Annotated in this window: 22 protein-coding genes and 1 tRNA gene; 3 read left to right on the top strand and 20 right to left on the bottom strand. The window is 68.5% G+C overall.

What is annotated here, in order from left to right; translation table 11 throughout:
• Window positions 1-26: 26 nt before the first annotated feature.
• The 12 genes from rpoB to AC0NZQ_RS04955 all read right to left on the bottom strand — a co-directional run bounded on the left by rpoB (window position 27) and on the right by AC0NZQ_RS04955 (window position 15,122).
• Window positions 27-3,476: a DNA-directed RNA polymerase subunit beta gene (rpoB, locus tag AC0NZQ_RS05010; RefSeq protein ID WP_474528544.1), complete on the bottom strand. Its 3,450-nt coding sequence runs from the start codon at window positions 3,474-3,476 to the stop codon at window positions 27-29.
• A gap of 323 nt (window positions 3,477-3,799) precedes the next feature.
• Window positions 3,800-4,684 (bottom strand): hypothetical protein, encoded by an 885-nt coding sequence (locus AC0NZQ_RS05005; protein ID WP_474528543.1) that lies wholly within the window; start codon window positions 4,682-4,684, stop codon window positions 3,800-3,802.
• Entirely contained in the window at window positions 4,684-5,202 is a 519-nt protein-coding gene (locus AC0NZQ_RS05000) for a hypothetical protein (protein WP_474528542.1), read from the bottom strand. The genes AC0NZQ_RS05005 and AC0NZQ_RS05000 overlap by 1 nt, the downstream gene beginning before the upstream one ends.
• Window positions 5,203-5,289: 87 nt before the next feature.
• Window positions 5,290-6,576: an MCE family protein gene (locus tag AC0NZQ_RS04995; RefSeq protein WP_474528541.1), complete on the bottom strand. Its 1,287-nt coding sequence runs from the start codon at window positions 6,574-6,576 to the stop codon at window positions 5,290-5,292.
• A 7-nt stretch (window positions 6,577-6,583) separates the two neighbouring features.
• Entirely contained in the window at window positions 6,584-7,669 is a 1,086-nt protein-coding gene (locus tag AC0NZQ_RS04990; RefSeq protein WP_474528540.1) for an MCE family protein, read from the bottom strand.
• Window positions 7,670-7,698: 29 nt separating this feature from the next.
• On the bottom strand, window positions 7,699-8,898 hold the full coding sequence (locus AC0NZQ_RS04985) for an MCE family protein (protein ID WP_474528539.1): 1,200 nt from the start codon (window positions 8,896-8,898) through the stop codon (window positions 7,699-7,701).
• Window positions 8,898-9,983, bottom strand: coding sequence for an MCE family protein (locus AC0NZQ_RS04980; RefSeq protein ID WP_474528538.1), 1,086 nt, complete (start codon window positions 9,981-9,983; stop codon window positions 8,898-8,900). The genes AC0NZQ_RS04985 and AC0NZQ_RS04980 overlap by 1 nt, the downstream gene beginning before the upstream one ends.
• Window positions 9,983-11,029 (bottom strand): MCE family protein, encoded by a 1,047-nt coding sequence (locus tag AC0NZQ_RS04975; protein WP_474528537.1) that lies wholly within the window; start codon window positions 11,027-11,029, stop codon window positions 9,983-9,985. The genes AC0NZQ_RS04980 and AC0NZQ_RS04975 overlap by 1 nt, the downstream gene beginning before the upstream one ends.
• Complete coding sequence (locus AC0NZQ_RS04970; protein ID WP_474528536.1) at window positions 11,026-12,342, bottom strand: MCE family protein; 1,317 nt, start codon at window positions 12,340-12,342, stop codon at window positions 11,026-11,028. Before AC0NZQ_RS04970 ends, AC0NZQ_RS04975 begins: the two co-directional genes overlap by 4 nt.
• A gap of 1 nt (window position 12,343) precedes the next feature.
• Window positions 12,344-13,186 carry an MlaE family ABC transporter permease gene (locus AC0NZQ_RS04965; RefSeq protein ID WP_474528535.1) on the bottom strand — a complete coding sequence of 281 codons (843 nt, stop codon included), beginning with the start codon at window positions 13,184-13,186 and terminating at the stop codon, window positions 12,344-12,346.
• 56 nt (window positions 13,187-13,242) lie between these two features.
• Window positions 13,243-14,019: an MlaE family ABC transporter permease gene (locus AC0NZQ_RS04960; RefSeq protein ID WP_474528533.1), complete on the bottom strand. Its 777-nt coding sequence runs from the start codon at window positions 14,017-14,019 to the stop codon at window positions 13,243-13,245.
• A gap of 11 nt (window positions 14,020-14,030) precedes the next feature.
• Window positions 14,031-15,122 carry an ABC transporter ATP-binding protein gene (locus tag AC0NZQ_RS04955; protein WP_474528532.1) on the bottom strand — a complete coding sequence of 364 codons (1,092 nt, stop codon included), beginning with the start codon at window positions 15,120-15,122 and terminating at the stop codon, window positions 14,031-14,033.
• 384 nt (window positions 15,123-15,506) lie between these two features.
• Between AC0NZQ_RS04955 and AC0NZQ_RS04950 the strand changes: the two genes are divergently transcribed.
• Genes AC0NZQ_RS04950 through AC0NZQ_RS04940 form a run of 3 tightly spaced genes read left to right on the top strand, consistent with a single transcriptional unit; the run spans window position 15,507 to window position 17,513 of the window.
• Window positions 15,507-15,722: a hypothetical protein gene (locus AC0NZQ_RS04950; protein WP_474528531.1), complete on the top strand. Its 216-nt coding sequence runs from the start codon at window positions 15,507-15,509 to the stop codon at window positions 15,720-15,722.
• A gap of 34 nt (window positions 15,723-15,756) precedes the next feature.
• Window positions 15,757-16,530, top strand: coding sequence for a hypothetical protein (locus AC0NZQ_RS04945; protein ID WP_474528530.1), 774 nt, complete (start codon window positions 15,757-15,759; stop codon window positions 16,528-16,530).
• An 11-nt stretch (window positions 16,531-16,541) separates the two neighbouring features.
• On the top strand, window positions 16,542-17,513 hold the full coding sequence (locus tag AC0NZQ_RS04940; RefSeq protein ID WP_474528529.1) for an asparaginase: 972 nt from the start codon (window positions 16,542-16,544) through the stop codon (window positions 17,511-17,513).
• 154 nt (window positions 17,514-17,667) lie between these two features.
• Here AC0NZQ_RS04940 and rplL read toward each other — a convergent pair whose 3' ends face one another.
• The 8 genes from rplL to AC0NZQ_RS04900 form a co-directional block, all read right to left on the bottom strand.
• Window positions 17,668-18,057: a 50S ribosomal protein L7/L12 gene (rplL, locus tag AC0NZQ_RS04935; protein ID WP_474528528.1), complete on the bottom strand. Its 390-nt coding sequence runs from the start codon at window positions 18,055-18,057 to the stop codon at window positions 17,668-17,670.
• A 48-nt stretch (window positions 18,058-18,105) separates the two neighbouring features.
• The gene (gene rplJ, locus AC0NZQ_RS04930) at window positions 18,106-18,705 is read right to left on the bottom strand and encodes a 50S ribosomal protein L10 (protein WP_474528527.1); all 600 of its coding nucleotides are present in this window, start codon (window positions 18,703-18,705) and stop codon (window positions 18,106-18,108) included.
• Between the two features lie 259 nt (window positions 18,706-18,964).
• Window positions 18,965-21,052: a hypothetical protein gene (locus AC0NZQ_RS04925; RefSeq protein WP_474528526.1), complete on the bottom strand. Its 2,088-nt coding sequence runs from the start codon at window positions 21,050-21,052 to the stop codon at window positions 18,965-18,967.
• A gap of 123 nt (window positions 21,053-21,175) precedes the next feature.
• Window positions 21,176-21,898 (bottom strand): 50S ribosomal protein L1, encoded by a 723-nt coding sequence (rplA, locus tag AC0NZQ_RS04920; RefSeq protein ID WP_474528525.1) that lies wholly within the window; start codon window positions 21,896-21,898, stop codon window positions 21,176-21,178.
• An 82-nt stretch (window positions 21,899-21,980) separates the two neighbouring features.
• Complete coding sequence (gene rplK / locus AC0NZQ_RS04915) at window positions 21,981-22,412, bottom strand: 50S ribosomal protein L11 (protein WP_474528523.1); 432 nt, start codon at window positions 22,410-22,412, stop codon at window positions 21,981-21,983.
• Between the two features lie 65 nt (window positions 22,413-22,477).
• A complete protein-coding gene (nusG, locus tag AC0NZQ_RS04910) occupies window positions 22,478-23,350 on the bottom strand; it encodes a transcription termination/antitermination protein NusG (RefSeq protein WP_474529425.1) in 873 nt (290 codons plus the stop codon).
• A 71-nt stretch (window positions 23,351-23,421) separates the two neighbouring features.
• Window positions 23,422-23,652 (bottom strand): preprotein translocase subunit SecE, encoded by a 231-nt coding sequence (gene secE / locus AC0NZQ_RS04905; protein WP_474528522.1) that lies wholly within the window; start codon window positions 23,650-23,652, stop codon window positions 23,422-23,424.
• A gap of 82 nt (window positions 23,653-23,734) precedes the next feature.
• Window positions 23,735-23,807: transfer RNA gene (locus AC0NZQ_RS04900), tRNA-Trp, on the bottom strand.
• Between the last annotated feature and the right edge of the window lie 78 nt (window positions 23,808-23,885).

The following is a 23,885-nucleotide window of genomic DNA, read 5'->3' as shown; positions in this document are numbered from 1 at the left end:
GGCGGCCGACGCGGCTCGGGTGCGTATCAGACCTCTTCGACCGAGCTGGGCTCGAAGCGGCGCGACAGGTCGATGCCGAGCTCCTCGGCGGCGCGGTACACGTCGTCGTCGCTGTCGCGCATCTCGACGGTCGAGCCGTCCGAGCTGAGCACCTCGACGTTCAGGCAGAGCGACTGCAGCTCCTTGAGCAGCACCTTGAACGACTCGGGAATGCCGGGCTCGGGGATGTTCTCGCCCTTGACGATCGCCTCGTACACCTTCACGCGGCCGAGGATGTCGTCGGACTTGATCGTCAGCAGCTCCTGCAGCGCGTAGGCGGCGCCGTAGGCCTGCATCGCCCAGCACTCCATCTCACCGAAGCGCTGGCCACCGAACTGCGCCTTACCACCCAGCGGCTGCTGCGTGATCATCGAGTACGGGCCGGTCGAGCGAGCGTGGATCTTGTCGTCGACGAGGTGCAGCAGCTTGAGGATGTAGACGTAGCCCACCGAGATCGGCTCGGGGAACGGCTCGCCGGAACGACCGTCGAGCAGGTTCGCCTTGCCGCTGGAGCCGATCAGCTGCTGACCGTCACGCGTCTTCAGCGTGGAGTCGAGCAGACCGGTGATCTCACCCTCGCGGGCACCGTCGAAGACCGGCGTCGCGACATTGGTGTTCGGCTCGCCCTTACGGGCGTGGTCGCCGAGGCGCTTGGCCCACTCCGGGTCACCCTCGATGTCCCAGCCGGTCTTGGCGACCCAGCCCAGGTGCGTCTCGAGGACCTGGCCGACGTTCATCCGGCTCGGCACGCCGAGCGGGTTGAGCACGATGTCGACCGGGGTGCCGTCCTGCAGGAAGGGCATGTCCTCCGGCGGCAGGATCTTGGCGATGACGCCCTTGTTGCCGTGACGGCCGGCGAGCTTGTCACCGTCCTGGATCTTGCGCTTCTGCGCGATGTAGACGCGGACGAGCTCGTTGACACCCGGCGGCAGCTCGTCGCCGTCCTCGCGCGAGAAGACGCGGACGCCGATGACCTTGCCGCCCTCACCGTGCGACACCTTCAGCGAGGTGTCGCGCACCTCGCGGGCCTTCTCACCGAAGATGGCGCGGAGCAGCCGCTCCTCGGGGGTCAGCTCGGTCTCGCCCTTGGGCGTGACCTTGCCGACCAGGACGTCACCGGGGACGACGTCGGCACCGATGCGCACGATGCCGCGCTCGTCGAGGTCGGCGAGGACCTCCTCGGAGACGTTGGGGATGTCGCGGGTGATCTCCTCGGCACCGAGCTTCGTGTCGCGGGCGTCGACCTCCTTCTCCTCGATGTGGATCGAGGTGAGGACGTCGTCCTGCACGATGCGCTGGTTGAGGATGATGGCGTCCTCGTAGTTGTGACCCTCCCACGGCATGAAGGCGACGAGCAGGTTCTTGCCCAGCGCCATCTCGCCGTCGTCGGTGGAGGGACCGTCGGCGATGACCTCGCCGACCTCAACGCGGTCGCCCTCGTCCACGATCGGCTTCTGGTTGTAGCTCGTGCCCTGGTTGGAGCGCGCGAACTTCGCCAGCCGGTACGTCTGGTGGGTGCCGTCGTCGGCCATGATCGTGATGTAGTCGGCCGAGAGCTCGGTGACCACGCCGGCCTTGTCGGCTGTCACGACGTCAGAGGCGTCGACCGCGGCGCGGAGCTCCATGCCGGTGCCGACCAGCGGGGCCTCGCTGCGCAGCAGCGGCACCGCCTGCCGCTGCATGTTGGCGCCCATGAGCGCGCGGTTGGCGTCGTCGTGCTCGAGGAACGGGATCATCGCGGAGGCGACCGACACCATCTGGCGCGGCGAGACGTCCATGTACTCGATCTCGTCGGCGTCGATCAGCTCGACCTCGCCGCCCTTACGGCGGACCAGGACCTTGGCGTCGGCGAAGTTGCCCTGCGCGTCGATGACGGCGTTGGCCTGCGCGATGACGTAGCGGTCCTCCTCGTCGGCGGAGAGGTAGGCGATCTCGTCGGTGACGCGGCCCTTGTCGACCCGGCGGTACGGCGTCTCGATGAAGCCGAACGCGTTGACCCGACCGTAGGACGCCAGCGAGCCGATCAGGCCGATGTTCGGGCCTTCCGGGGTCTCGATGGGGCACATGCGGCCGTAGTGGCTCGGGTGGACGTCGCGGACCTCCATGCCGGCACGGTCACGGGACAGACCGCCCGGACCCAGCGCCGAGAGCCGGCGCTTGTGGGTCAGGCCCGCGAGCGGGTTGGTCTGGTCCATGAACTGCGACAGCTGCGAGGTGCCGAAGAACTCACGGATCGAGGCGACGACCGGGCGGATGTTGATCAGGGTCTGCGGCGTGATGGCCTCGACGTCCTGGGTCGTCATGCGCTCCCGGACGACGCGCTCCATGCGCGACATGCCGACCCGGATCTGGTTCTGGATCAGCTCGCCGACGGTGCGCAGGCGACGGTTGCCGAAGTGGTCGATGTCGTCGGTCTCGTAGCCCTCGTCGCCCGCGTGCAGGCGGATCAGGTACTCAATCGTCTTGACGATGTCGTCCTCGGTCAGCGTGCCGGTCTCGATCGCGACCTCGGAGGCGTCGATCCCGAGCTTCTTGTTCAGCTTGTAACGGCCGACCTTGGCCAGGTCGTAGCGCTTGTTGTTGAAGAAGAGGTTCTCCAGCAGCGCCTGCGCCGACTCGCGCGTCGGCGGCTCGCCCGGCCGCAGCTTGCGGTAGATGTCCAGCAGCGCCTCGTCGGGCGAGGCGATGTGGTCCTTCTCCAGGGTGGCCAGCAGCGTCTCGGACCACGAGAAGTGCTCGCGGATGCGGTCCTCGGTCCAGCCCAGCGCCTTGAGCAGCACGGTGACGGGCTGGCGGCGCTTGCGGTCGATGCGGACACCGACGGTCGAGCGCTTGTCGATGTCGAACTCGAGCCATGCGCCGCGGCTGGGGATGACCTTGACGCCGTAGACGTCGACGTCGGAGGTCTTGTCCAGCGAGCGGTCGAAGTAGACGCCCGGCGAGCGGACCAGCTGCGACACCACGACACGCTCGGTGCCGTTGATGATGAAGGTGCCCTTGCGGGTCATGATCGGGAAGTCACCCATGAACACCGTCTGCGACTTGATCTCGCCGGTGGTGTTGTTGGTGAACTCGGCCGTCACGAAGAGCGGCGCCGAGTAGACCATGTCCTTGTCCTTGCACTCCTCGATGGACGCCTTGACGTCCTCGAAGCGCGGGTTGGAGAAGGAGAGGCTCATCGAGCCCGAGAAGTCCTCGATCGGGGAGAGCTCGGTGAGGATCTCCTCCAGACCGGACTGGGCGTTGGGGTTGTCGCCGACCCGGGCCCGCCACAGGTCGTTGCCGACCAGCCAGTCGAACGACTCGGTCTGCAACGCGAGGAGGTTCGGGACCTCCAGCGGCTCGCGGATCTTTGCGAATGAGGTCCGGGGCGGAGCGCCGGGGATACCGGACCGGAGGGCGGAGCGGGACTTACTACCGGAGCGCGAGACTGCCAAGATGCGTCCTTCCAAGGACTCGAACCAGGTTCAAATGGCCTTCGCCCTGCCCCGAGACGCGTGGAAACAGACCCTCGACGGGCCTCAAGCGGAAAAAGGGCAGCGCAAACAAGAAGAGTAACGCGCGATTGCGCGACAAGCAAGCACGCCCTATGCTCGCGTGCCCTCGATCGGCTGCTTCGCTGCCTCGTGGTACCGGGGTACCCGCGGTGGAGCGGCCTTTCTCGGCGTACTTGCTGGGAAAACTGTGCCCCGCGGATGCGGCGGCGTCAAGCATCGCCGCTGGTTTCGCGTGTTGCGCGGCGACCCACCCTGGCCGGAGCTCAGGCGGACGAGACCGTGTCGACCTTCGACAGCACCCACTTGCCGTCCGCCTGCTGCAGTCGCGCGATGACCGCGAAGGGGTCGATGCGGCCCTGCTTGTTGTTGACGGTGGTGATGTTGAGCTGGCCGTAGGCGAGGACGGTCCACTGCTTGCCGTTCTTGGTCACCGACTCGATGCCAGCGGTGGTGATCTTGGCCAGCTGCACCGCCTTGAGGCGGGGCGCGTTCTTCTTGATGACGTTGGTGACCGTGCTGCGGTAATCGCTGGTGAGCTTGCCGGTGGTGCACTTCACGCCCGCGGCTTCGGCCTCGTCGAGCTTGGCGTAGCTGTAGGTGTTCAGCGTCGCCAGGCAGGTCTTGGCCGCCGCCAGCACCTTCTGCCGCTGCTCGGAGGAGGTCGTCGCGGCCGCGTCGTTACCCAGCCGCGCCACGATGAAGAGGGTCAGGAAGACGACGGCCACCGCGGCGAAGGCGAAGCCCGGCACCCAGCGCAGCCAGCCGGGGAGCGAGACCGTGACGGTCCGCGCCTTTCCGGCGTCGCCGTCCGTGGCGTCTGCGTCGCCCTTCGCCCCCGTCTTGGTGTCTGATGCGGTGGCCGGCGTGCTGCCTGCCTTGGTCAGACCGACCGTGGCTGCTGTCGTGCTCGCCGACCCCGCCAGCGCCGACCCCGAGGTCGCCGCCGTGCCGGCCTCCGTGCCGGGCCGAGCGGCAGCGGCCCCGCCGATCCGGCGGGCGCGGGATGCGGCCGAGCGGGGTCGCGGGGCCGGCTTGGGTCCGGACTCGTCACCCGTGGCAGGTGACGAGGGCGGCGACGACTGCTCGCTGACGTCGTCGTTCGCCTCGTTGTTCGCCTCGGGGCTGGTCTGGTCGGGACGCCCGGTCATCACGAAACCCCGATCGAGGTCAGCTGGCTGATCAGCCACTTGCCGTTCTTGCGGACGACGGTGACGGTCAGATTCTGCTGCGTCGGCTGGTTCTGCTGTGTCGACCGGAAACCGTTGAAGCTGACCAGCACGTCGTAGCCGGTGACCTTGTCGTCGTCGACCGGGCCGATGAGCGCGGTGTGCGTGACCTCGGCGGAGAGGTCGAACTTGCCGTCGGTCAGCGCCTTGAGGGTCGTGGCCCGCTTGGCCTTGATGTCGTCGACGAGCGAGCCGGTGACCCCGTTCAGGGCGCGCTGGAAGTCTGCGTTGAACTTCGCCCGGCGGAAGCTGGCGAGGTTGGCCACCTCGGTCTGGGCCGCCGAGATCGCCGCCTGCTCCTGGGCGGTGAAGGTGCTGTTGCCGCCGTCCGCGCTGGCCGAGCCGTCGCCCACGAAGACGTAGACACAGATCGCGGCGACCATCGCGACTGCGGTCACCGCCGTGAAGATCAGCGCGTGTCGTCTCGTGGCGTCGGGCATGCTGCGGCAGTCTCCCTGCTCGTCTGGTGGATGCGGCCCGCGTCGCGGCACGACGCTGGCCGGAACTCTACGGCGCGGCGGTATGAGTCAACGGAGCGAAGCTGTGAGCACGGCCAACCAGCCGGCGTCACCGAGGTTGACGTGCTTGAGCGACGTGTCGATCTGGACCATGTCCTTGGTGATGACCCGCGGGTAGACGGTGCCGCCGGCGCCGGTGGCCGGCGCCGGAGCGCCCGCGATGTTCTGCGAACCGCGGACGTTGATGCCGCTGCTCGCCGGCGCCGTGCACCTCGCCGCCACGTTCGGCGCGATCGGGCCGAGCTCGGCGGGGTCGCGGAGCTTGGTCCGGTTGTAACCCTGCTGGCCACCCTTGGTCCCACCGCAGTCCGACGGGTCGTTGAGGTTGTTCAGGACCAGACCCAGCGCGCCGAAGTTGTGGCCGGGGTCGAACGGGTTGGGGCGCACCACGCTCTTGCCGCCGGCGGCCAGCGCGGGGTACAGCTCGAAGACCTGCTCGACGCCGTCGAGGCGCCGGACGATGATGTCGCCCACCGTGACCAGGTTGGCCAGCACCAGACCGAGGTCGGTCTTGTTGTCGTTGACGAGCTTCTGCACCGTGTTCAACGCGTCCGGGCCGGTGTCCAGCAGCCTGCGGATGTCGGGGTCGCTGGTCTTGAGCTGCTGGCTGAGCAGGTTCAGGCTGCGGGTCCAGCTTCGCAGCGACGGCTCCACGTCCAGCTGCGTCTGCAGCACCGTGCCGGAGTTCTGGATGAGGGCGATGGTGTCGGGCAGGTTCTTCTGGGCGGCCTGGAGCAGGCTGCTGGAGGAGTCGATGAGCCGGCCGAGATCGTTGCCGCGGCCGTCGAAGGCCTTGCCGAGCTCGGTCACGGTGGTGCGCAGATCGCTCAGCGGCAGCGAGGTGAGCAGCTTGTTGAGGTTGTTCAGCAGCACGTTCGTCGCGGTCGGGATCGACGTGCGGCGCTGTGGGATCACGAAGCCGGAGCTGACGAACGGACCGTTGCCGTTCGGCGGCACCAGGTCGACGTACTGCTCGCCGACCACCGAGCGGTTGGTGACGCGCGCGTCGGCGCTCTGCGGGATGCGGTTCTCGTCGCAGTTGTCCAGATCGAGGTCGACCCGGATGCCGTCCCGGCGCAGGTGGATCTCGCCGACCTTGCCCACGGTCACGCCGCGGTAGGTCACCTCGGCGTTGGTGAAGATCCCGCCGGAGTCGGCGAAGTCGGCCGAGATGGTGCACTCGTTGTTGAAGAGCCCCTTCGTGAGCCCGACGTACTCGGCCGACACGTAGGAGACGCCGACCAGCGTCAGGATGACGAAGAGGATCAGCTGGATCTTGGTGGAACGTCGCAACATGGCTACCTCACCGCCCCGACTGCACGAGGACGCCGGGATCGGCGGAGTCCGGCGACTTGCGGCCCGTGGCGGTGGCCGAGTTCGTGGCGCCGGTCTTCTTCGTCGGGCAGAGCGCCTTGGACAGGCCGCAGAGCGTGTCGGAGAGGTCCAGGTTGAGGTACGCCGTCAGGTTGGCGTAGTCGCCCTTCACCAGCTGCCGGGTCGCGCCGAGCGGGAACGGGAAGGTGCCGAGGATCTTGAGCGACTTGGGGAAGAAGTCGCCGCTGTTCTTCAGCTGCACCAGGGTGGGCTCCAGTGATTTCAGCGAGCTCACCAGGTTGTCCTGCGTGTTGTTAATGACGTTGGTGGCGACGCTGCCGAGGCGGTCCAGGCTGGTGAGCAGCCGGGTGAACTTCGTCCGCTCCTGCGCCAGCACCCGCAGTGCCGCGGGAAAGGTGTCGAGCGTCTCGGTGAGCACCGACTTCTGGCGGTTCAGGGTGATGGCCAGCTTGTTGATGCGGTCGAGCGCGGTGGTGATCTTGTCCTTCTGGTCGTCGAGCGTGCCGACGAAGGTGTTGAGCTGACCCAGCAGGCTCTTGACCTGCGGCTCGCGACCCTTGAGCGCGGTGACGAGCTCCTCGCCGATGGTCCGGATCTGCCGCAGTCCACCCTCGTTGAGCAGCAGCGAGAGCGCGCCGAGCACCTGCTCGACCTCGGCCGCCGACCGGGTGTGGTCGAGTCTGATCTGTGAGCCGTTACGCAGCGCCGTCGAGGCAGGCGCGACGGTGGGTGGATCCAGCGAGACGTACTTCTCGCCGAGCAGCGAGGTCTGGGCGATCTCGGCCGTCGCGTTCGACGGGAGCTTGACCTCGCCGTTGACCTCCATCTGCACCTTGGCCGACCAGCCGTCCAGACTGATCTTGGTGACCTTGCCGACCGCCACGTCGTTGACCTTGACCGCCGACTGGGGCACGAGGTCGAGCGCGTCGTCGAAGTAGGCGGTCACCTCGAAGGGGTGGTCGCCGAGATCGGCGCCGCCGGGCAGCGGAGCACCGTAGAGACCGGTGAAGCCACAGCCGGAGAGCGTGACGGCGGCGGCCGTCAGCGCAGCCACGACCTTAATCCGGGACAGTCGCATCTCGATCACCCGCCCACGAAGGGGTTGCCGCTGAGCGCGCCCAGGCCGTTGATGATGCCGTTCACGATCTTCAGCACTCCGGAGTCGTCCAGCAGCTTGAGCAGGTCGGGACTTCGCTTCACCAGGCTCTGGCAGGTGTTCACGATCGTGTCGGTGAGGCCGCCGAGCAGGCCCGAGCCGAGCAGGCCGCCGACGACCTTGTTGGCCAAGACGTCGATCACCACACAGAGCTGACCGGGATCGGTGAGCGAGCCCAGATTCGACCGCGTCGCGATGACGCCGAGGTTCGGCTGGTAGGCGTGGACGATGTTGGCGAGCGCGACCGGCGCGATCGCCAGCGTCTCCTCCAGCGAGGCCTTCTGCCGGACGAGGACGTCGGTGACGCGGCGCAGCCCGGTGACGCTGGTCTTGAACTTGCTCGCGTTCGCCGTGACGAAGGTGTTCACCTCGTTGAGCGCCAGGCCCAGCTGCTTCAACGCCGCACCGAGGTCGCCGCGCTCGGAGGCGAGGTCCCCGGCCACGCTGGCCAGCAGCGTGTTGAAGCGGCGCACCTGGGTGTCGCTCTGCTTCAGCGCACCGGTGAACTTGCGCAGGTTGGTGACGGTCCCGAAGAGGTCCTTGCGACCGTCGGAGAGCGTCGTCGCGGCACGGGACAGGTTCTGGATGCTCTGCCCGAGGGCGGCACCGTTGCCCTTCAGGTTGGCCGCGCCGACCCGGATGAGATCGCTGAGTGCCCCGTTGCTGTTGGCGCCGCTCGGCCCGAGCGCGACCGAGATCTTATTGAGCGCCTTGTAGATGTCGTCGAGCTCGGCCGGCGCCGCGGTCCGATCCATCGGGATGGTGGCGTTGTCGGCGAGCTTGGGGCCGGAGCCGCTGTAGGCGCTGAGCTGGATGTAGCGGTCGCTGACCAGCGAGTTCGCGACCTCGACGGCGGTGGCGTTGCTCGGCAGCGTGTACTGGCTGTCATAGGTCATCTCGACCTCGACGTAGCCGCCCTTGGGCGAGACGCTGGTGACCTTGCCGACGTTGACGCCGAGCTGGCGCACCGGGGTGCCGTTGTAGATGCCGACGGCCGCCGTGAAGCGGGCGGTCACCTTCTTCTCGTCCGAGCCGCTGAGGATGAAGTACGCCCCGGTCGCGACGATGGCCACGACCACGACGAGGGTGACGATCCGGGCGAGGTTCTTCCCGAGCTTGCCGGCCATCAGGTGCCCCCCTTCTTGAGAAGGTTGCCGAGGATGCCTGCCACGGTCGAGGCGTTGAAGTTCTGGATGTAGTTGTCGAACCAGCGCCCGTTGCCGATGACATTGTTGAAGACGCGGTAGAACGGGCCGAGCAGTGCCAGGCCACGGTCCAGGCTGTCCTCGTTGCGACGGAGCAGCGCGAGCAGCTCGTTGAGGTTGTTCAGCAGCGGGCCCAGCGTCTTCTCGTTGTCGGCCACCAGACCGCGCAGCTGGACCGACAGCAGCTGGGTGTTGACGAAGAGCGAGCGGATGGCGTCCCGGCGGGCGTTGAGCTCCTGCAGCAGCAGGCTGCCGTCACTGAGGATGCGCTGCAGGTCCGAGTCGCGGGAGGCGAGGACACCGGTCACCTGGTTGGCCCGGGCCAGCAGGGTACGCAGCGCCTGGTCGCGCGAGGAGATCGTGAGCGACAGCCGCGACAGGCCCCGCACCACCGGTGCCACCGAGTCCGGGGTGTTGCGGAAGTCGTCGGCGAGCACGCCGAGGGCCTTCTGCAGCTGGCCGGTGTCGATCTCGTCGATGGTGTCGGTGAGCTTGGTGAAGGCCGGGTAGACGTCGAAGGGCGACGTGGTGCGGTCGGTGGTGATGATCTTGCCCGAGTCCTGCGGCCGGGTTCCGATGGAGTCGATCGAGAGGTACTTGGCACCGAGCAGGGTGCGCAGCTTGATGTCGATGGTGCTGCGGTCGCCGACGAAGCCGTCCTTGACCGTGAACTTCACCGTCACCGTGCTGTTGTGGACCGTGACGTCGTCGACCTGGCCCACCCGGACGCCGGCGATCCGCACGTCGTCGTCGGCCTTGAGGTTGGCCGACTCCTTGAACTGCGCGGTGTAGGTCGTCCCGCCGCCGATGAGGGGCAGCGAGCTGGCGTTGAAGGCCGCGAAGAGCAGCACGAGGATGAAGACAAGACCGATCGCGCCGATCGGGGTGGGGTTGCGCGACGAGAACGATTTGCCGATGCGTGGTGCCCGGCGAGTCTGCACCGGGGTGCTGTTCACGCCGTCGTCGGAGTGGCCCTGGTCGGTCACGTTCTGGTTCCGCTCGCTCATCAGCCGCACCTGTTCGCGGTGTCGGTCTTCAGGGTGGGGATCGGAATGGGTTTGGTCAGTCCGGGGATCTGGATCTCACCCTGCAGCTGGCAGAGGTAGAAGTTGAACCACGAGCCGTAGGAGGCGGTGCGGATCAGGCCTGCCACCGTCGGCGGGATCTGCCGCAGCACGAACTGGGTGGAGTCGCTGTTCTTGTTGAGGTTGGCGACGACGGCATTGAGCTGGACCACGTCGCTGCGCAGCGGCGCGCGGACACGGGTCAGCAGTCCCGCCGTGGAGGTGGCGAGGTTGTTGATGCCGTCGATGGCGTTGCCGATCGTGCTGCGGTCCTGCGCCAGGCCCGAGACGAAGTTCTTCAGCTGGATGATGAGCTGGCTCAATTGCTGGTCGCGCTGGCCGACGGCGTCCAGCACCGACGACAGGTTGTCGACGACGCTGCCGATCACCTGGTCCTTGTCGGCGAGGGTGTTGGTGAGATCCGCCAGGTTCGCCAGCAGGGTCTCCAGGCTGCCCGCCTCACCCTGCAGCGTCTTGATGATCTCCAGCGAGAGCTGGTTCAGCGTGCTCGCGTCCAGCCCCTCGGTGAGCGGCTGGAAGCCCTGGAAGAGCACGGTGAGATCGACGGCCGGCCGGGTCTGCGAAAGCGGGATGGTGTCGCCGCTCTTCATCATGCTGGTGCTGCTGCTCGCCCCGCGCTCGACGTCGATGTAGCGCTGCCCGACGAGGTTGCGGTAGCGCAGCGTCGCGGTGACGGACTTCGGCAGCGGTCGCGACTTCTGCACGGTGAAGGTGACGATCGCGATGCTGGTGCTGCGACCGTTGTCGCGCTTGGCCAGCTGGATGCTGTCGACCGTCCCCACCCGCACGCCGGCGATCCGGACGTCGTCGCCCTCGTTGAGGCCGGTGACGTCGGAGAACTGCGCCTTGAAGGTGCTGACGTCGCCGTAGGACTGGTTGGAGATCGTCGCGCCGAGGACGTAGGTGATGGCCGAGGTGACGACCAGGAAGATGGTGAGCTTGATCAGCTGCGGGACGAAGCGGGTCACTTGACCACCACCTGATTGCCTCGGAGCAGGGGCGCGGCGAGGATCGTGGCCGCCGCCGGCACCTTGGCCGCCGACGTGTGCATCTCACCGGCGATGAGGGTGTTGACCAGCGCGTTCTCGGCCGACGAGTTGAGCGAGCGCATCGCGGCCGCGTTGGGACGCCGTCCACAGGGATCGTCGGTGAGGGCGGCGCCGTCGTTGAGGCACTTGTACTTGTCCGGGATCTGGAAGAGCTTGTTGCCGTTGGCGTCGGTGATCGTCGGCGTGGGGTTGTCCGGCAGGCCGAAGCAGTTCGGGCCGTAGCCGGTCACGAGTCGGGGCTGGTTGCCCGGCACGTACTTGCCCTGGTTGGTGGTGTCCAGCGTGGTGCTGAGGTGGATCGAGTTGTCGTAGATGGCCTTGGTGAGACCGTCGTTCAGATCCGAGACGCCCTGGAACAGGCAGGGGAACTCCGGCGAGTACTCCGCCAGTACCGGATAGATCTTGGCCGTCTGACCGACCGTGGCGATCAGGCGCTCCCGATTCTGGGCGAGGAAGCCGCGGACGGTGACGGCGGTGTCGGCCCCGGTGGTGAAGAGCTCGTCGATCTGCTGCCGCTTCTGGACGACCGTCCGGACCGTGGTCTGCAGGTTGGTGAGCGAGTCGAACAGATCCGGCGCCACGTTGTCGTACTCGAGCGCGACCCGGCCGAGCTTCTCCAGATCCGAGACGATCGACTGGGTGTAGGGGTTGATCGCGGTCAGGTACCGGTTGGCGTTGACCAGGGTCTCGCCCAGCTTCTCGCCCCGGTTGGCCAGAGCCGTGGCGATCGCGGTCAGCGTCGCGTTGAGCTCCGCCGGCTGCACGGCAGTGAGCACCGGCAGCAGGTTGTTGAAGACGGTCTGAGCCTCCAGGGCGCCCTTCGACCGGTCCTGCGGGATGACGTCGCCGGCCTGGATGGTGCCCTCGCTGCGGCTGGGCAGGATCAGCGAGACGTACTGCTCACCGAAGAGCGTCTTGGGCAGGATCTGCGCCGAGACGTTCCGCGGGATCAGCTTCGCCTTGTCCGGCTCGAGGGCGAGCGTCACCCGGGCCTGGTCGCCCTTGACGCTGATGTCCTTGACCGAGCCGACGATCAGGCCCCGGATCTTGACGTCCGAGTCGTCGAGCAGCTGGTTGCCGGCCTGGCTGAGCTCGAGCGTGACGTCCGTGGTCTTGGTGAAGACCTTGGCGTAGATCGCGATGGAGAGCCCGACCAGCCCCACGGCGATGACGAGGAAGAGCACGCCCAGCAGGCGGCGCTTGGTGACGGCGGCGACCGATTCCTTGGGCATGTCAGCCAGCAATCCGGACGTTGGTGGTGGAGCCCCAGATCGCGAACGACAGGAAGAAGTCGACGACGATCACGGCGATGATGGCGAACCGGACGGCACGACCCACGGCCACGCCCACGCCGGCGGGACCGCCGGAGGCCGTGTAGCCGTAGTAGCAGTGCGTCAGGATGATGATCACGGCGAAGACGAGGACCTTGAAGAAGGACCAGATCACGTCCACCGGTGGCAGGAAGAGATGGAAGTAGTGCGAGTACGTGCCAGCCGAGTCGCCGTAGTAGTAGACGACGATGACGTAGGACGCCAGGTAGGACGACAGCAGCCCGATGATGTAGAGCGGGATGACGGCGATGAAGCCGGCGATGATCCGGGTCGTCACGAGGAACGGCAGGCTCGGCACCGCCATCACCTCGAGGGCGTCGATCTCCTCGCTGATCCGCATGGCGCCCAACTGCGCCGTGAAGCCGCAGCCGACCGTGGCCGAGAGCGCGATGCCGGACTGCAACGGAGCGATCTCGCGGGTGTTGAAGAACGCGGTGATGAAGCCGGAGTACGAGGCGACACCGAGCTGGTCGAGTGCGGCGTAACCCTGCAGCCCCACCTCGGTGCCGGTGAAGAAGGTGAGGAAGGCGATGACGCCGACTGTGCCGCCGATGATGGCCAGCGAACCGCTGCCGAAGACGACCTCGGAGAGCAGCCGCATCGTCTCCTTCTTGTACCGGCGGATCGTGCGCGGCGTCCACGCCAGCGACCGGCCGTAGAAGGAGAGCTGCTCGCCCATGTTGTCGAGCACGTCGAGGGGTTTGGTGACCACCTTGCGTGCCGAGGCGATGATGTCCGTGGCCATCAGGTCGTGCCTCCGGGCGACGCGCAGCAGAGCGTGAATTCGACAGTCGCGGCCACTTACGTGCCCTTCGCCGGGACGACCTGGAAGTACACGGCCGTGATCACGAAGTTGACGGCGAAGAGCAGCATGAACGTGATGATCACGGACTGGTTGACCGCATCGCCGACGCCTTTCGGACCGCCACCGGCGTTCAGCCCCTTGTAGCAGGCGGTGACGCCGGCGAGCAGGCCGAAGATCAACGCCTTGATGCCACCGACGTAGAGGTCGGGGAGCTGCGCCAAGGCCGAGAAGCTGGCCAGGTAGGCGCCGGGCGTGCCGCCCTGCAGCACCACGTTGAAGAAGTAGCCGCCCATGACACCGACGACCGAGACCAGGCCGTTCAGGGCGGTGGCGATGAGCATGCAGGCCAACACCCGCGGCACGACGAGCCGCTGGATCGGCGAGATGCCCAGCACCTCCATGGCGTCGATCTCGTCGCGGATCTTGCGACTGCCGAGGTCGGCGCAGATGGCAGAGCCACCGGCACCGGAGATGAGCAGCGCCACCACGATCGGGCTGGCCTCGCGGATGATGGCGAGCACGCTGGCCGAGCCGGTGAACGACTGTGCGCCGATCTGCCGCGCCAGGGTGCCCAGCTGCAGCGCGATGACGGCACCGAAGGGGATGGTCACCAGGATCGTCGGCAGGATGGTGACGCCGGCGACGAACCACGCCTGCTGGATGAACTCGCGCACCTGGAAAGGGCGCTTGAAGGTCATCCGGAAGGAGTCCAGGAAGAGCGCGAAGAGGCTTCCCGCCTGCCGCACACCGCCGATGGGAGAGAGCGAGGGCATAGAGCTGTGGCCTAGCCTCGCCCGGAGGGGCTGGGCTGCGGACGCTCGCCCGCGCCGTGGCCCGCGCCGTTGCTGACGTCGTTGCCCATGCCTGAGGTGGCGTTGGCCAGCTTGCGCTTGTGCGCGTCCTCCTCGGCCATGAGGCGCTTGATCGCCTCCTGCGCCGCCTCCGGGAGCGTGTGCATCATGTCGAGCACCCGCTGCCGCCGCCGCTGGACGGCACGACGCTCGGGAACTCCCGGCGAGCACTCCATCTGCGGCGGGACACCCTCGACCTCCTCGCCACCGTCGCGGTGACCGGCGGCGAAGGCGGCCTGCTCGGCGGCGACCTGGGCGGCGTCCTTCTCCTCGGACATGCCGATGGGGCCGTTCATGTTGCCGTTGAGGAACTGCTTGATGACCGGCTCCTCGCTGGTGAGCAGCACCTCGCGCGGGCCGAACATCACCAGCTCGCGACGGAAGAGCATGCCCAGGTTGTCCGGGACCGTCCGCGCCATGTTGATGTTGTGCGTGACGATGAGGAACGTCGCGTCGGTCGCGGCGTTGATGTCGAGGAAGAGCTGGCTGATGTAGGTGGTGCGGACCGGGTCCAGGCCGGAGTCCGGCTCGTCGACCAGGATGATCTCGGGGTTCAGCACCAGGGCGCGGGCCAGCCCGGCGCGCTTGCGCATACCGCCGGAGATCTCGCCCGGCAGCTTGCCCTCGGCGCCGGCCAGGCCGACCATGTCCATCTTCTCGAGGACGATGTCCTTGATCTCGCGCTCACCCTTGCGGGTGTGCTCCCGCAGCGGGAACGCCACGTTGTCGAAGAGCGTCATCGAGCCGAAGAGGGCGCCGTCCTGGAAGAGGACACCGAAGAGCTTCCGGGTCTCGTAGAGCTTGCCCTCCGAGCAGCGGGCGATGTCGACGTCCCGGATGACGATCGAGCCCTTGTCCGGCTTCAGCAGCCCGATCAACGACTTCAGGAACACCGACTTGCCGGTACCGGACGGCCCCAGCAGGGCCGAGACCTCACCGGGAGGAAGGGTCAACGTGACGTCGCCCCAGATGCGCTGACGCCCGAACGACTTCGTCAGGTCGTTTACAGCCACCTCGACACCCACGCAAGGCCCCCTTCGACAGAACCGCGCCCCGGTGACGCGCAGCACACAGTGACCGGAGCTATCAATGTAACGAGTCGTCTACCGATTGGTAACGGTGAGTCGGAGACCACACTCGCACACCTTCGGCCGGTCTGCGCGGTCCCTTCGTCCTCGTGGTGCACAACCGTTACCGGCCGGCCGCGAGCGGCGGATGGGACGCCGTGCGGCACCCTCGTGCCGGCTGTGACGAACCCGGGCGTGGGCTGGAAGCCGACGGCGGTAGGCCAGGTCGGACCGCCGGTTTACGCTCTGGTGCGGCCTGCCGGTGTCGGCAGCTGCAGTTCGATCTCTGTCCTGTGCCCGTCCGCCGCTTCCGTCACGGGGCGGCCCACTCTCGGGGGAACCGTGCCCGATCCCGACGCCCGCCTGACCGAGCTGCTCGGCGCCACGCCGCCGCCCGGCGTCCTGGCCCTGCCGGCTGCTGACCGCGAGAGCCTCGCCGACCTCGTCGCCGGCGCCCGCGCGCACCAGGCCGCGAGCCTGGAGGAGTCCTTCACCGCGACGCTGAAGCACGTGCCGTTCCCGGTCCGCAAGATCGTGAAGAAGGTGTTGTTGGGATGAGCGACGCTAGCCGAGCGAACAGGGGTGAGAATCGATGAGCGACGCTGAGATCTTGAAGCTGGCCAAGACTCTGGACGTCGACCCGGCGCGGCTGGCGTTCCTCGACACCGTGCCGACCAACGACCTGCGCACGCTGCGTCACCAGACCGCCGACGCGCTCTTCAAGGCCGACAAGCACCTCTTCGCGCGGGTGGCCAACCTGTCGAAGACGGTGCCGGTCTCGGTGGCGGCCAAGCTCACCGAGGCCGTCCTGCCCCCGCTGCTGGCGGCGCGGACCGCCGAGCTGCTCGAGCCGTCCAAGGCGGCCGAGCTGGTCGGCAAGGTGTCGGAGAGGTACCTCGCCGACGTCTCCGCCGCGATGGACGCCGGTCGCGCCCCGGAGGTCGTGGCCGCGATCCCACCGGCCAAGGTGGCGATGGTGGGTGCGGAGCTCGCCCGGCGTGGCGAGTGGGTGGTGATCGGTGGCTTCGTCTCGCACATCAGCGAGGAGGCACTGCGCACCAGCATCGCCGAGTACGACGGCGAGCAGCTGCTGCGCATCGCCTTCGTCATGGACGACCTGTCCCGGCTCGACCTCATCGGCAGCATGCTGTCGGACCAGCAACTGGACGAGATCCTCGCCGCCGCCCCGGCGCACGGCCTCTGGCCGCAGCTCACCACCCTGCTGCAGCACCTGCAGCCGCCGCGCATCGAGCGGCTAACGACCCGCTACGCCGCCACCTCCGACGCCGTGCGGGCGAGCTACGAGGCAGCGGTCGCCGGCGGCGAGCTGGAGGCCGCCGAGCTGGACCGGCTGCGTCGCGGGTGAGGGGCGACCAGGTGGCCGCCTCGCCCGTCCTGCTCGAGGTCACCCGCGGCGGGATCGTCGAGTCGCTGCACCACGGCAGGCTGGTGTTGCTCGACGCCACCGGCGAGGTCGCCGTCACCGCCGGCGACGTCACGGGTCCGACCTACGCCCGGTCGTCGCTGAAACCCCTGCAGGCGACCGCCCTGGTGCGGGCGGGATGGTCCGGCACCACGGAGGCGCTGGCCCTGGCGGCGGCAAGTCACAACGGTGAGCAGCTCCACCGAGACGGCGCGACGCGGACGCTGGCGGCGGCAGGCCTGACGGTTGATGCCCTGGGCTGCCCGGCGGCACTGCCAGCCGAGCCGGCACTCGTCGACTATGTCGCCGGCGGCGGCGTCGCGACCCCGCTCTGCCACAACTGCTCCGGCAAACATGCCGCGATGACGGCGACCTGCGTGACGGCAGGCTGGGACGTCGCGACCTATCTCGAGCGGACGCACCCGCTGCAGCGGGCCATCGTCGTCGAGATCGAGAGGCAGTGCGGCGAACCGATCGGCGTCACCAGCACCGACGGCTGCGGCGCGCCGGCCCACGCCGTCAGCCTCACCGCACTCGCCCGGGGTTTCGCCCGGCTCGCCGTCGCCGCGGAGGGCACCCCCGAGGGCGATGTCGCCGCGGCGATGCGGGCTCACCCGCAGCTGCTGGGCGGCACCGGACGTGCTGTCTCCGAGCTGATGGACGCCTGCGGCGGGCTCATCGCCAAGGACGGCGCCGAGGGTGTCTGGGCGGCCGCGCTGCCCGATGGCCGCGCCTTCGCCGCGAAGGTGGACGACGGCGCCGCCCGCGCCCTGCCTCCGCTGCTGGCGGCGGTGCTGGCTTCGTGGGGGTTCTCGAACCCTGTGGTCGATCGGCATGCCGCGCCCGCCGTCACCGGCGGTGGCGAGATCGTCGGCGAGGTGCGCTGGGCCGAACCGCTCCGCACCCTGCTGGGCCTAACCGCCTGAGCTGTCGTCCTGACCGTCCCCGGCCGGTGTTCCCGATCGGACGGTTCCCTCCTGCAGCCGGCACGGCCACTGCCAGCCGGCCAGGGGAAGTGCCCACGCAACGACGCAGGGGCGGCCCGCCGTAGCGGACCGCCCCTAGGCGGTGAAGCGAGAACTACTTGACGGTCACCGTGGCGCCGGCGCCCTCGAGGGCCTCCTTGGCCTTGTCGGCGGTCTCCTTGTTGACCTTCTCCAGCAGCGGCTTGGGCGCGCCGTCGACGAGGTCCTTGGCCTCCTTCAGGCCCAGGCTCGTGAGGGTGCGCACCTCCTTGATGACCTGGATCTTCTTGTCGCCGGCCGACTCGAGGATGACGTCGAACTCGTCCTTCTCCTCGACAGCGGCCTCGCCGCCACCGGCACCGCCGCCGGCCACGGCCGCGACGGCCACCGGAGCGGCCGCGGTGACATCGAAGGTCTCTTCGAACTGCTTCACGAACTCGCTGAGCTCCAGGAGGGTCATCTCCTTGAAAGCGTCGAGCAGCTCGTCGGTGCTGAGCTTCGCCATGATGGCGTCCTTTCTCATCAATCGCCGGGAAAGCCGGCAGTAGGGTTACTACTCCGCCGGCTCGGCGGGAGTCTCGGTCTCTGCGTCGGCCGCGGGAGCGGCGTCGGCGGGGGCCTCGGCCGCAGCTGCGGCGTCGGCGGGCTTCTTCTCCTGCAGGGCAGCAGCCAAGCGGGCGAACTGCGACAGCGGGGCCTGGAACAGACCCGCCGCACGCGACGGCAGCGCGATGAGGCCACCGGCCACCTTGGCGAGCAGCACCTCACGCGTCTCGAGGTCAGCGATCTTGGCCAGGTCGGCCGCGCTGACCGGGTTGCCGTCCAGCACACCGCCCTTGACGATCAGCAGCGGGTTCGCCTTCGCGAAGTCCCGCAGCCCCTTGGCCGCCTCGACGGCGTCGCCACGGACGAAGGCGATGGCGGTCGGACCGACCAGCAGGTCGGTGTCGATCGCGACCCCCGCGTCGGCGGCGGCACGCTTGGTGAGCGTGTTCTTGACGACGGCGTACGTGGTGTCGCGGCCGAGCGCGCGACGCAGGTTGCTGATCTGCTTGACGCTGAGGCCGCGGTACTCGGTCACCACCGCCGCAGTGGCGGTGGCGAACTGTTCCTTGAGCTCGGCGACGGCGTCGATCTTCTCGGAGTTCGGCATGTGCTCCCTCCTTTCGTCTCTCATCTCGAGCCGGCCAGCCGGCGAGACGAGAAACGCCCCGGCGCAGGGCGCACGGGGCGGCGGGAACCCGGAGAAAGTCCGAGGCGGGCCGAACCGATGCCATCCTGCGCGGGCCGTCTGACGCGTTCGTCAGGCTTTCAGTCGCGTAGGCACGCGACGACCAGCGGTCTTCGGTTGGATCGTGGACGAGACTACGCGAGCCGACAGCGATTGCGCCAATCGCCCACGGCGGGACGCGTCAGCTCGGCTGCAGGTCGGTGGCGATCGGCAGCGCCGGCACGTTGGTGAAGAGTGACTGCGCGTGGAACAGCGCCGCCCACGCCTGCGTCGGCGTCTGCCCGCAGCCGCACTGCCCGCGCTGGGTCAGGACGCCCTCGAAGGTCAACCGGCCGGACGCGGTGGCCTGGATGTTGGCCCACTGCGCCGCCTGGTTCGGGATCGCGTAGTAGATCTGCGGCAGCACACTGATGCGGCCCGGCGCCAGCCCGTAGGACATCCGGACGTACTGCGCCCGGGTCCAGGTCTTGGCGACGCCGTTCTCGTCAGAGACCGAGCCGCACTCGGCACCGGACCCGAAGGTCGCCGGGCAGTTGTCGGCCGAGCCGTTGTTGATGAGCCTCAGATTGGCGTCGGCGGCCAGGAAGCTGGTGATCCACTGCTCGGCCTGGGTCTCGCTGCTCGCGAAACCGGCCTCGAGGTCGATCGCGCCGACCACGTCGACGCCGTCGGGGGAGGCGTTGCGAAGCGGGAGCACCACGTCGTCGGCCCAGTCGATGCCGCGCGTGGTCGCGGCGTAGGCGTTCGCGCCGCTGAAGGCTCCACTGTTGTTGGTGCCGATCGCGACACGGGAGGTCTGCCCGTCGGTCTTGCAGCGGGCGAACTCGCTCAGATAAGTCTTCAGTGCGGCGACCAGGTCGGGATACCGCACGCGCACCGTGGGGTTGGAGAAGACCAGTGCGACACCCGGGTTGGCCGCACCGAGCGAGGTGATGGTCTGCGCGCCGATGTCCAGCAGCACCAGACTCGCGCCTGAGGCACCGTCACTGCACCCCTCGCTGCCGTCCCCACTCCCCGAGATCGCGGCGATGCTGGTGACGTACCGGCTGACCGTGGTCGACGGCGGGGTGAGCGCTGCAGTCCCGACGTAGCCGACGACGTCCACGTAGAGCGTCACTGCGGCGCTCGAGCTGTTGTAGAAGCTCATCGAGCCGGCGGTCGACAGGCCGGTGACGACGGGTACCGAGACCGCCTTGCCGGCGGTGAAGGCCAGGTTCGCATCACCGGGACGGGTCGTCCCGCCGTAGGCCCAGAGCGACCCGGCCGCCGTGGGGCGGGTGACGGTGACGGTCATGGGCACCGACGAGACCCGCGTCCGCGGGATGCCGACGCTCCCGACCAGCGGAAGCGTGATGGTGCTCCGGGCCGGGATCGTCCGGGCCGACACCGCCCGGACCGGCGGCAGCACCCCGAGGGCACCGGGCGTGAGCGGGTCACCGGGCGTGAAGTAGCCCTGCACGTCGACGGTGAGCTGGACGGTGCCGGTGGAGTTGTTCCACAGCGTCACCGAGCCGTCAGCGCCGGTCTGGGCGATCGTCGCCGCGGCGCGGCTCCCACCGGCGCCGTAGCTGACCGTGGTGACGGCGGGGCGAGCCGCCTTGGTGGCATAGGCGGTGACGGCACCGCCCTTGCTGCCGCTCATCGCCGTCACGTTGAGCACCGCTGCCGAGACGCCGCCCGCTGCGCCGCTCGGCACACCGCCACGGCCCTCGACGGCGACCGTCACGGTTGCTCCCGCCTTCACCGCCGCGGTCTTGCGGGTGTCGAGCAGCCGGGACGGCGTCACGGGGCGATACGCGCCCTGCTGGGTCTGGCTCGCCGTCCCGCCGGAGTAGTACCCGGTGACGTCCGCGATGACGGTGGCCGAACCGGTGGAGCCGTTGTACACGGCGATCGTTCCGGCGGCCGAGACCGGGACGATCGCCACGTTGGAGACGTAGGGACTCGCGGCGTAGACGAGATTGGAGGTCCCGGGACGAGCGCTACCGCCGGCGAAGGCGGTGAGGTATCCGCCCTTGCTGCCCGCGGCGTTGAGGAGCACCGCCACGGCCGAGACGCCGGCCGGCGCGGCGCGGCCCGTGCCGGCGACCGTGACGGTCACCGACTTGCCGGCCCCGACCGGGGTGGTACCACGGGTGTCGAGGACCCGCTTCGGCGCGACCGGGGTGAAGGCCCCGGCGGACGGGGTCGCGGCGCCGGCGGGAGCGACGGCCACCGCCAGCGCACCGACGACGGCGGCGGTGGTCGCGGCAGCGACGAGTCGATTCACAGTTGCCCCTCCAACAACCCGGCGGGCGCCGGGCGTGCAATCGGACGAAACTAGCCGATTCGGGTGAGAGAACGCCGAGAGCCCGGTACGCCGTGCGTACCGGGCTCTCAGACGAGCGAGGGATCAGGCCTGCGGAGCGCCATCCTCGAGGAGGTTGCGGGTGCGGTTCGTGTCGACCGGCACGCCGGGACCCATCGTCGTCGCGAAGGTGACCTTCTTGACGTACTTGCCCTTGGCCGCCGACGGCTTGGCGCGCAGCACCTCGTCCAGCGCCGCGGCGTAGTTCTCGACGAGCTGCTCCGGCGAGAAGGAGGCCTTGCCGATGACGAGGTGCAGGTTGGCCTGCTTGTCGACGCGGAAGCTGATCTTGCCGCCCTTGATGTCGGCGACGGCCTTGCTGACGTCGGGGGTGACGGTGCCGGTCTTCGGGTTCGGCATGAGACCGCGCGGGCCCAGGACACGGGCGATGCGGCCGACCTTGGCCATCTGGTCCGGCGTCGCGATGGCGGCGTCGAAGTCGAGGAAGCCGTCGGTGATCTCCTGGATCAGGTCGTCGCTGCCGACCTTGTCGGCGCCGGCCGCACGGGCCTCCTCGGCCTTGTCGCCGGTGGCGAAGACGATGACGCGGGCGGTCTTGCCGGTGCCGTGGGGCAGGCTGACCGTGCCGCGGACCATCTGGTCGGCCTTGCGGGGGTCGACGCCGAGCCGCATCGCGACCTCGACGGTGCCGTCGAGGTTGGCCGAGGTGGCCTGCCGGGCGATGGTGGCCGCCTCGAGCGGCGAGTAGATGCGGCCCTCTTCGATGAGCTCCGCGGCCTTGCGGTAGGCCTTGCTGCGCTGTGCCATGTTCGTTCTCTTCTCTGGTCAGTGGTCAGGCGGACGGCGACGCCGTCCTCCCACGCATTCGTGGGGTCGAGGGAGCTGCTGCTCAGCCCTCGACCGTGATGCCCATCGAGCGGGCGGTGCCGGCGATGATCTTGGACGCCTGGTCGATGTCGTTGGCGTTGAGGTCTTCCATCTTGGTCTCGGCGATCTCGCGCACCTGCGCCATCGTCACCTTGGCGACCTTCTTGGTGTGCGGCTCGCCGCTGCCCTTGTCGACACCGGCGGCCTTGAGCAGCAGCCGCGCGGCCGGCGGGGTCTTGGTGATGAAGGTGAAGGAGCGGTCCTCGAAGACCGAGATCTCGACCGGGACGATCTGCCCGCGCTGCGACTCGGTGGCCGCGTTGTACGCCTTGCAGAACTCCATGATGTTCACGCCGTGCTGGCCCAGCGCGGGGCCGACCGGCGGCGCCGGGTTGGCGGCACCAGCCTGGATCTGCAGCTTGATGACCGCAGCGAGCTTCTTCTTGGGAGGCATTGCTTTCTCTTTCTCTAGTGGTCAGGCGGGTCCGGGGGCTCTCCCCGGTCCCTCCCACGGGTGGATCAGATCTTGGCGACCTGGCTGAACGACAGCTCGACCGGAGTCTCCCGGCCGAAGATCGAGACCAGCACGTGCAGCTTCTGGTGCATGGCGTCGATCTCGCTGATGGTGGCAGGCAGGGTGGCGAACGGACCGTCCATGACGGTGACGGACTCGCCGACGGTGAAGTCGACCTCGACGGCGGGCTTCTCGGCACCGGCGCCGGCACCGGCCGCCTTCTCGCCGCCCTTGGCGACGACCTCCGCCTTCTGGACCGCCGGCGCGAGGATCTTGACGACCTCGTCCTCGGTCAGCGGCGAGGGGCGTGAGGTGGCGCCGACGAAGCCGGTGACGCCGGGGGTGTTCCGCACCGCGCCCCACGACTCGTCGTTGAGGTCCATGCGGACGAGGATGTAGCCGGGGAAGACCTTGCGCTGCACCTGCTGGCGCTTGCCGTTCTTGATCTCGACGACGTCCTCGGTGGGGACCTCGACCTGGAAGATGTAGTCCTCCATGTCCAGGCTCTGGATGCGCGTCTCGAGGTTGGTCTTGACCTTGTTTTCGTAACCGGCGTAGCTGTGCACCACGTACCAGTCGCCGAACTGCGTCTTCAGCTCGCGGCGCAGCGCCTCGATGGGGTCCTCGTCCTCGTCGATCTCGTCTGCGGCGTCGCCGGCGAGGGCCTCGACGGTCTCCTCGGTCGGTTCGGCGGCGACGACGGTGTCGACGTCGGCGTCGGCTTCCTGCACCGACTCGGTCTCGGCGGCGTCGTCGGAGTCGTCGGAGTCGCCGGACTCCACGGAGTCGGCGGACTCGCTGCCGAGCGACTCGTCGGTCGGCAGGTCGGCGGCGTCGGTCTCGACGGCGGCGTTCTCGGCGTCGTTCTCGGACACGATTCTCTTCTCTTCTTGCTCGAAAGCGGACTGCGGTTCGCGGCCGGCGGGCGATCGGGTCACCCGCCGGGGCATCAGCCGAACAGGGCGATGACCAGCTTCGCGAACCCGAGGTCGAGCCCGGCGACGAGCGCGGTCATGATCACGACGAAGACGATGACCACGATCGAGTACGTGACGAGCTCGTTGCGCGAGGGCCAGAGCACCTTGCGCAGCTCCGACACGCTCTCGCGCACGAACCGGGTCGGAGCGCCGCCGCGGCCCTTGGACGGCCGTGCCGCCGGGGACTCGGTCTTCGTCGCCACGAGCGCTCCTCGCCTTCGTCGTTCGATCACGTGTCGGTGCTGGTCGGTGCTGGACGGTGCTGCTGTGATGGTTCGTCGTACGCAGGGGCGACAGGACTCGAACCTGCAACCGCCGGTTTTGGAGACCGGTGCTCTACCAATTGAGCCACGCCCCTAGGGGCCTGCGCGAGCCCGCCGAACCCGTGCGCACGCATGCTGACGCACGGCCCCGATGGACCCGAGCTGCCACTCTA

The sequence above is a fragment of the Jatrophihabitans sp. sgz311053 genome (assembly GCF_056135305.1).
The sequence above is the reverse complement of the archived record's forward strand: the minus strand, read 5'-3'. Positions and strand labels throughout refer to the sequence as shown.

What these genes read in the sequence shown, in the direction of transcription:
- AC0NZQ_RS04985 (WP_474528539.1), bottom strand. Translation starts at nt 8,898, where the DNA reads ATGGCCGGCAAGCTCGGGAAGAACCTCGCCCGGATCGTCACCCTCGTC.
- rplL (WP_474528528.1), bottom strand. Translation starts at nt 18,057, where the DNA reads ATGGCGAAGCTCAGCACCGACGAGCTGCTCGACGCTTTCAAGGAGATG.
- AC0NZQ_RS04995 (WP_474528541.1), bottom strand. Translation starts at nt 6,576, where the DNA reads ATGTTGCGACGTTCCACCAAGATCCAGCTGATCCTCTTCGTCATCCTG.
- AC0NZQ_RS04960 (WP_474528533.1), bottom strand. Translation starts at nt 14,019, where the DNA reads ATGCCCTCGCTCTCTCCCATCGGCGGTGTGCGGCAGGCGGGAAGCCTC.
- rplA (WP_474528525.1), bottom strand. Translation starts at nt 21,898, where the DNA reads ATGGCACAGCGCAGCAAGGCCTACCGCAAGGCCGCGGAGCTCATCGAA.
- rplJ (WP_474528527.1), bottom strand. Translation starts at nt 18,705, where the DNA reads ATGCCGAACTCCGAGAAGATCGACGCCGTCGCCGAGCTCAAGGAACAG.
- AC0NZQ_RS04945 (WP_474528530.1), top strand. Translation starts at nt 15,757, where the DNA reads ATGAGCGACGCTGAGATCTTGAAGCTGGCCAAGACTCTGGACGTCGAC.
- AC0NZQ_RS04970 (WP_474528536.1), bottom strand. Translation starts at nt 12,342, where the DNA reads ATGCCCAAGGAATCGGTCGCCGCCGTCACCAAGCGCCGCCTGCTGGGC.
- AC0NZQ_RS04980 (WP_474528538.1), bottom strand. Translation starts at nt 9,983, where the DNA reads ATGAGCGAGCGGAACCAGAACGTGACCGACCAGGGCCACTCCGACGAC.
- rplK (WP_474528523.1), bottom strand. Translation starts at nt 22,412, where the DNA reads ATGCCTCCCAAGAAGAAGCTCGCTGCGGTCATCAAGCTGCAGATCCAG.
- AC0NZQ_RS05000 (WP_474528542.1), bottom strand. Translation starts at nt 5,202, where the DNA reads ATGCCCGACGCCACGAGACGACACGCGCTGATCTTCACGGCGGTGACC.
- AC0NZQ_RS05005 (WP_474528543.1), bottom strand. Translation starts at nt 4,684, where the DNA reads ATGACCGGGCGTCCCGACCAGACCAGCCCCGAGGCGAACAACGAGGCG.
- AC0NZQ_RS04965 (WP_474528535.1), bottom strand. Translation starts at nt 13,186, where the DNA reads ATGGCCACGGACATCATCGCCTCGGCACGCAAGGTGGTCACCAAACCC.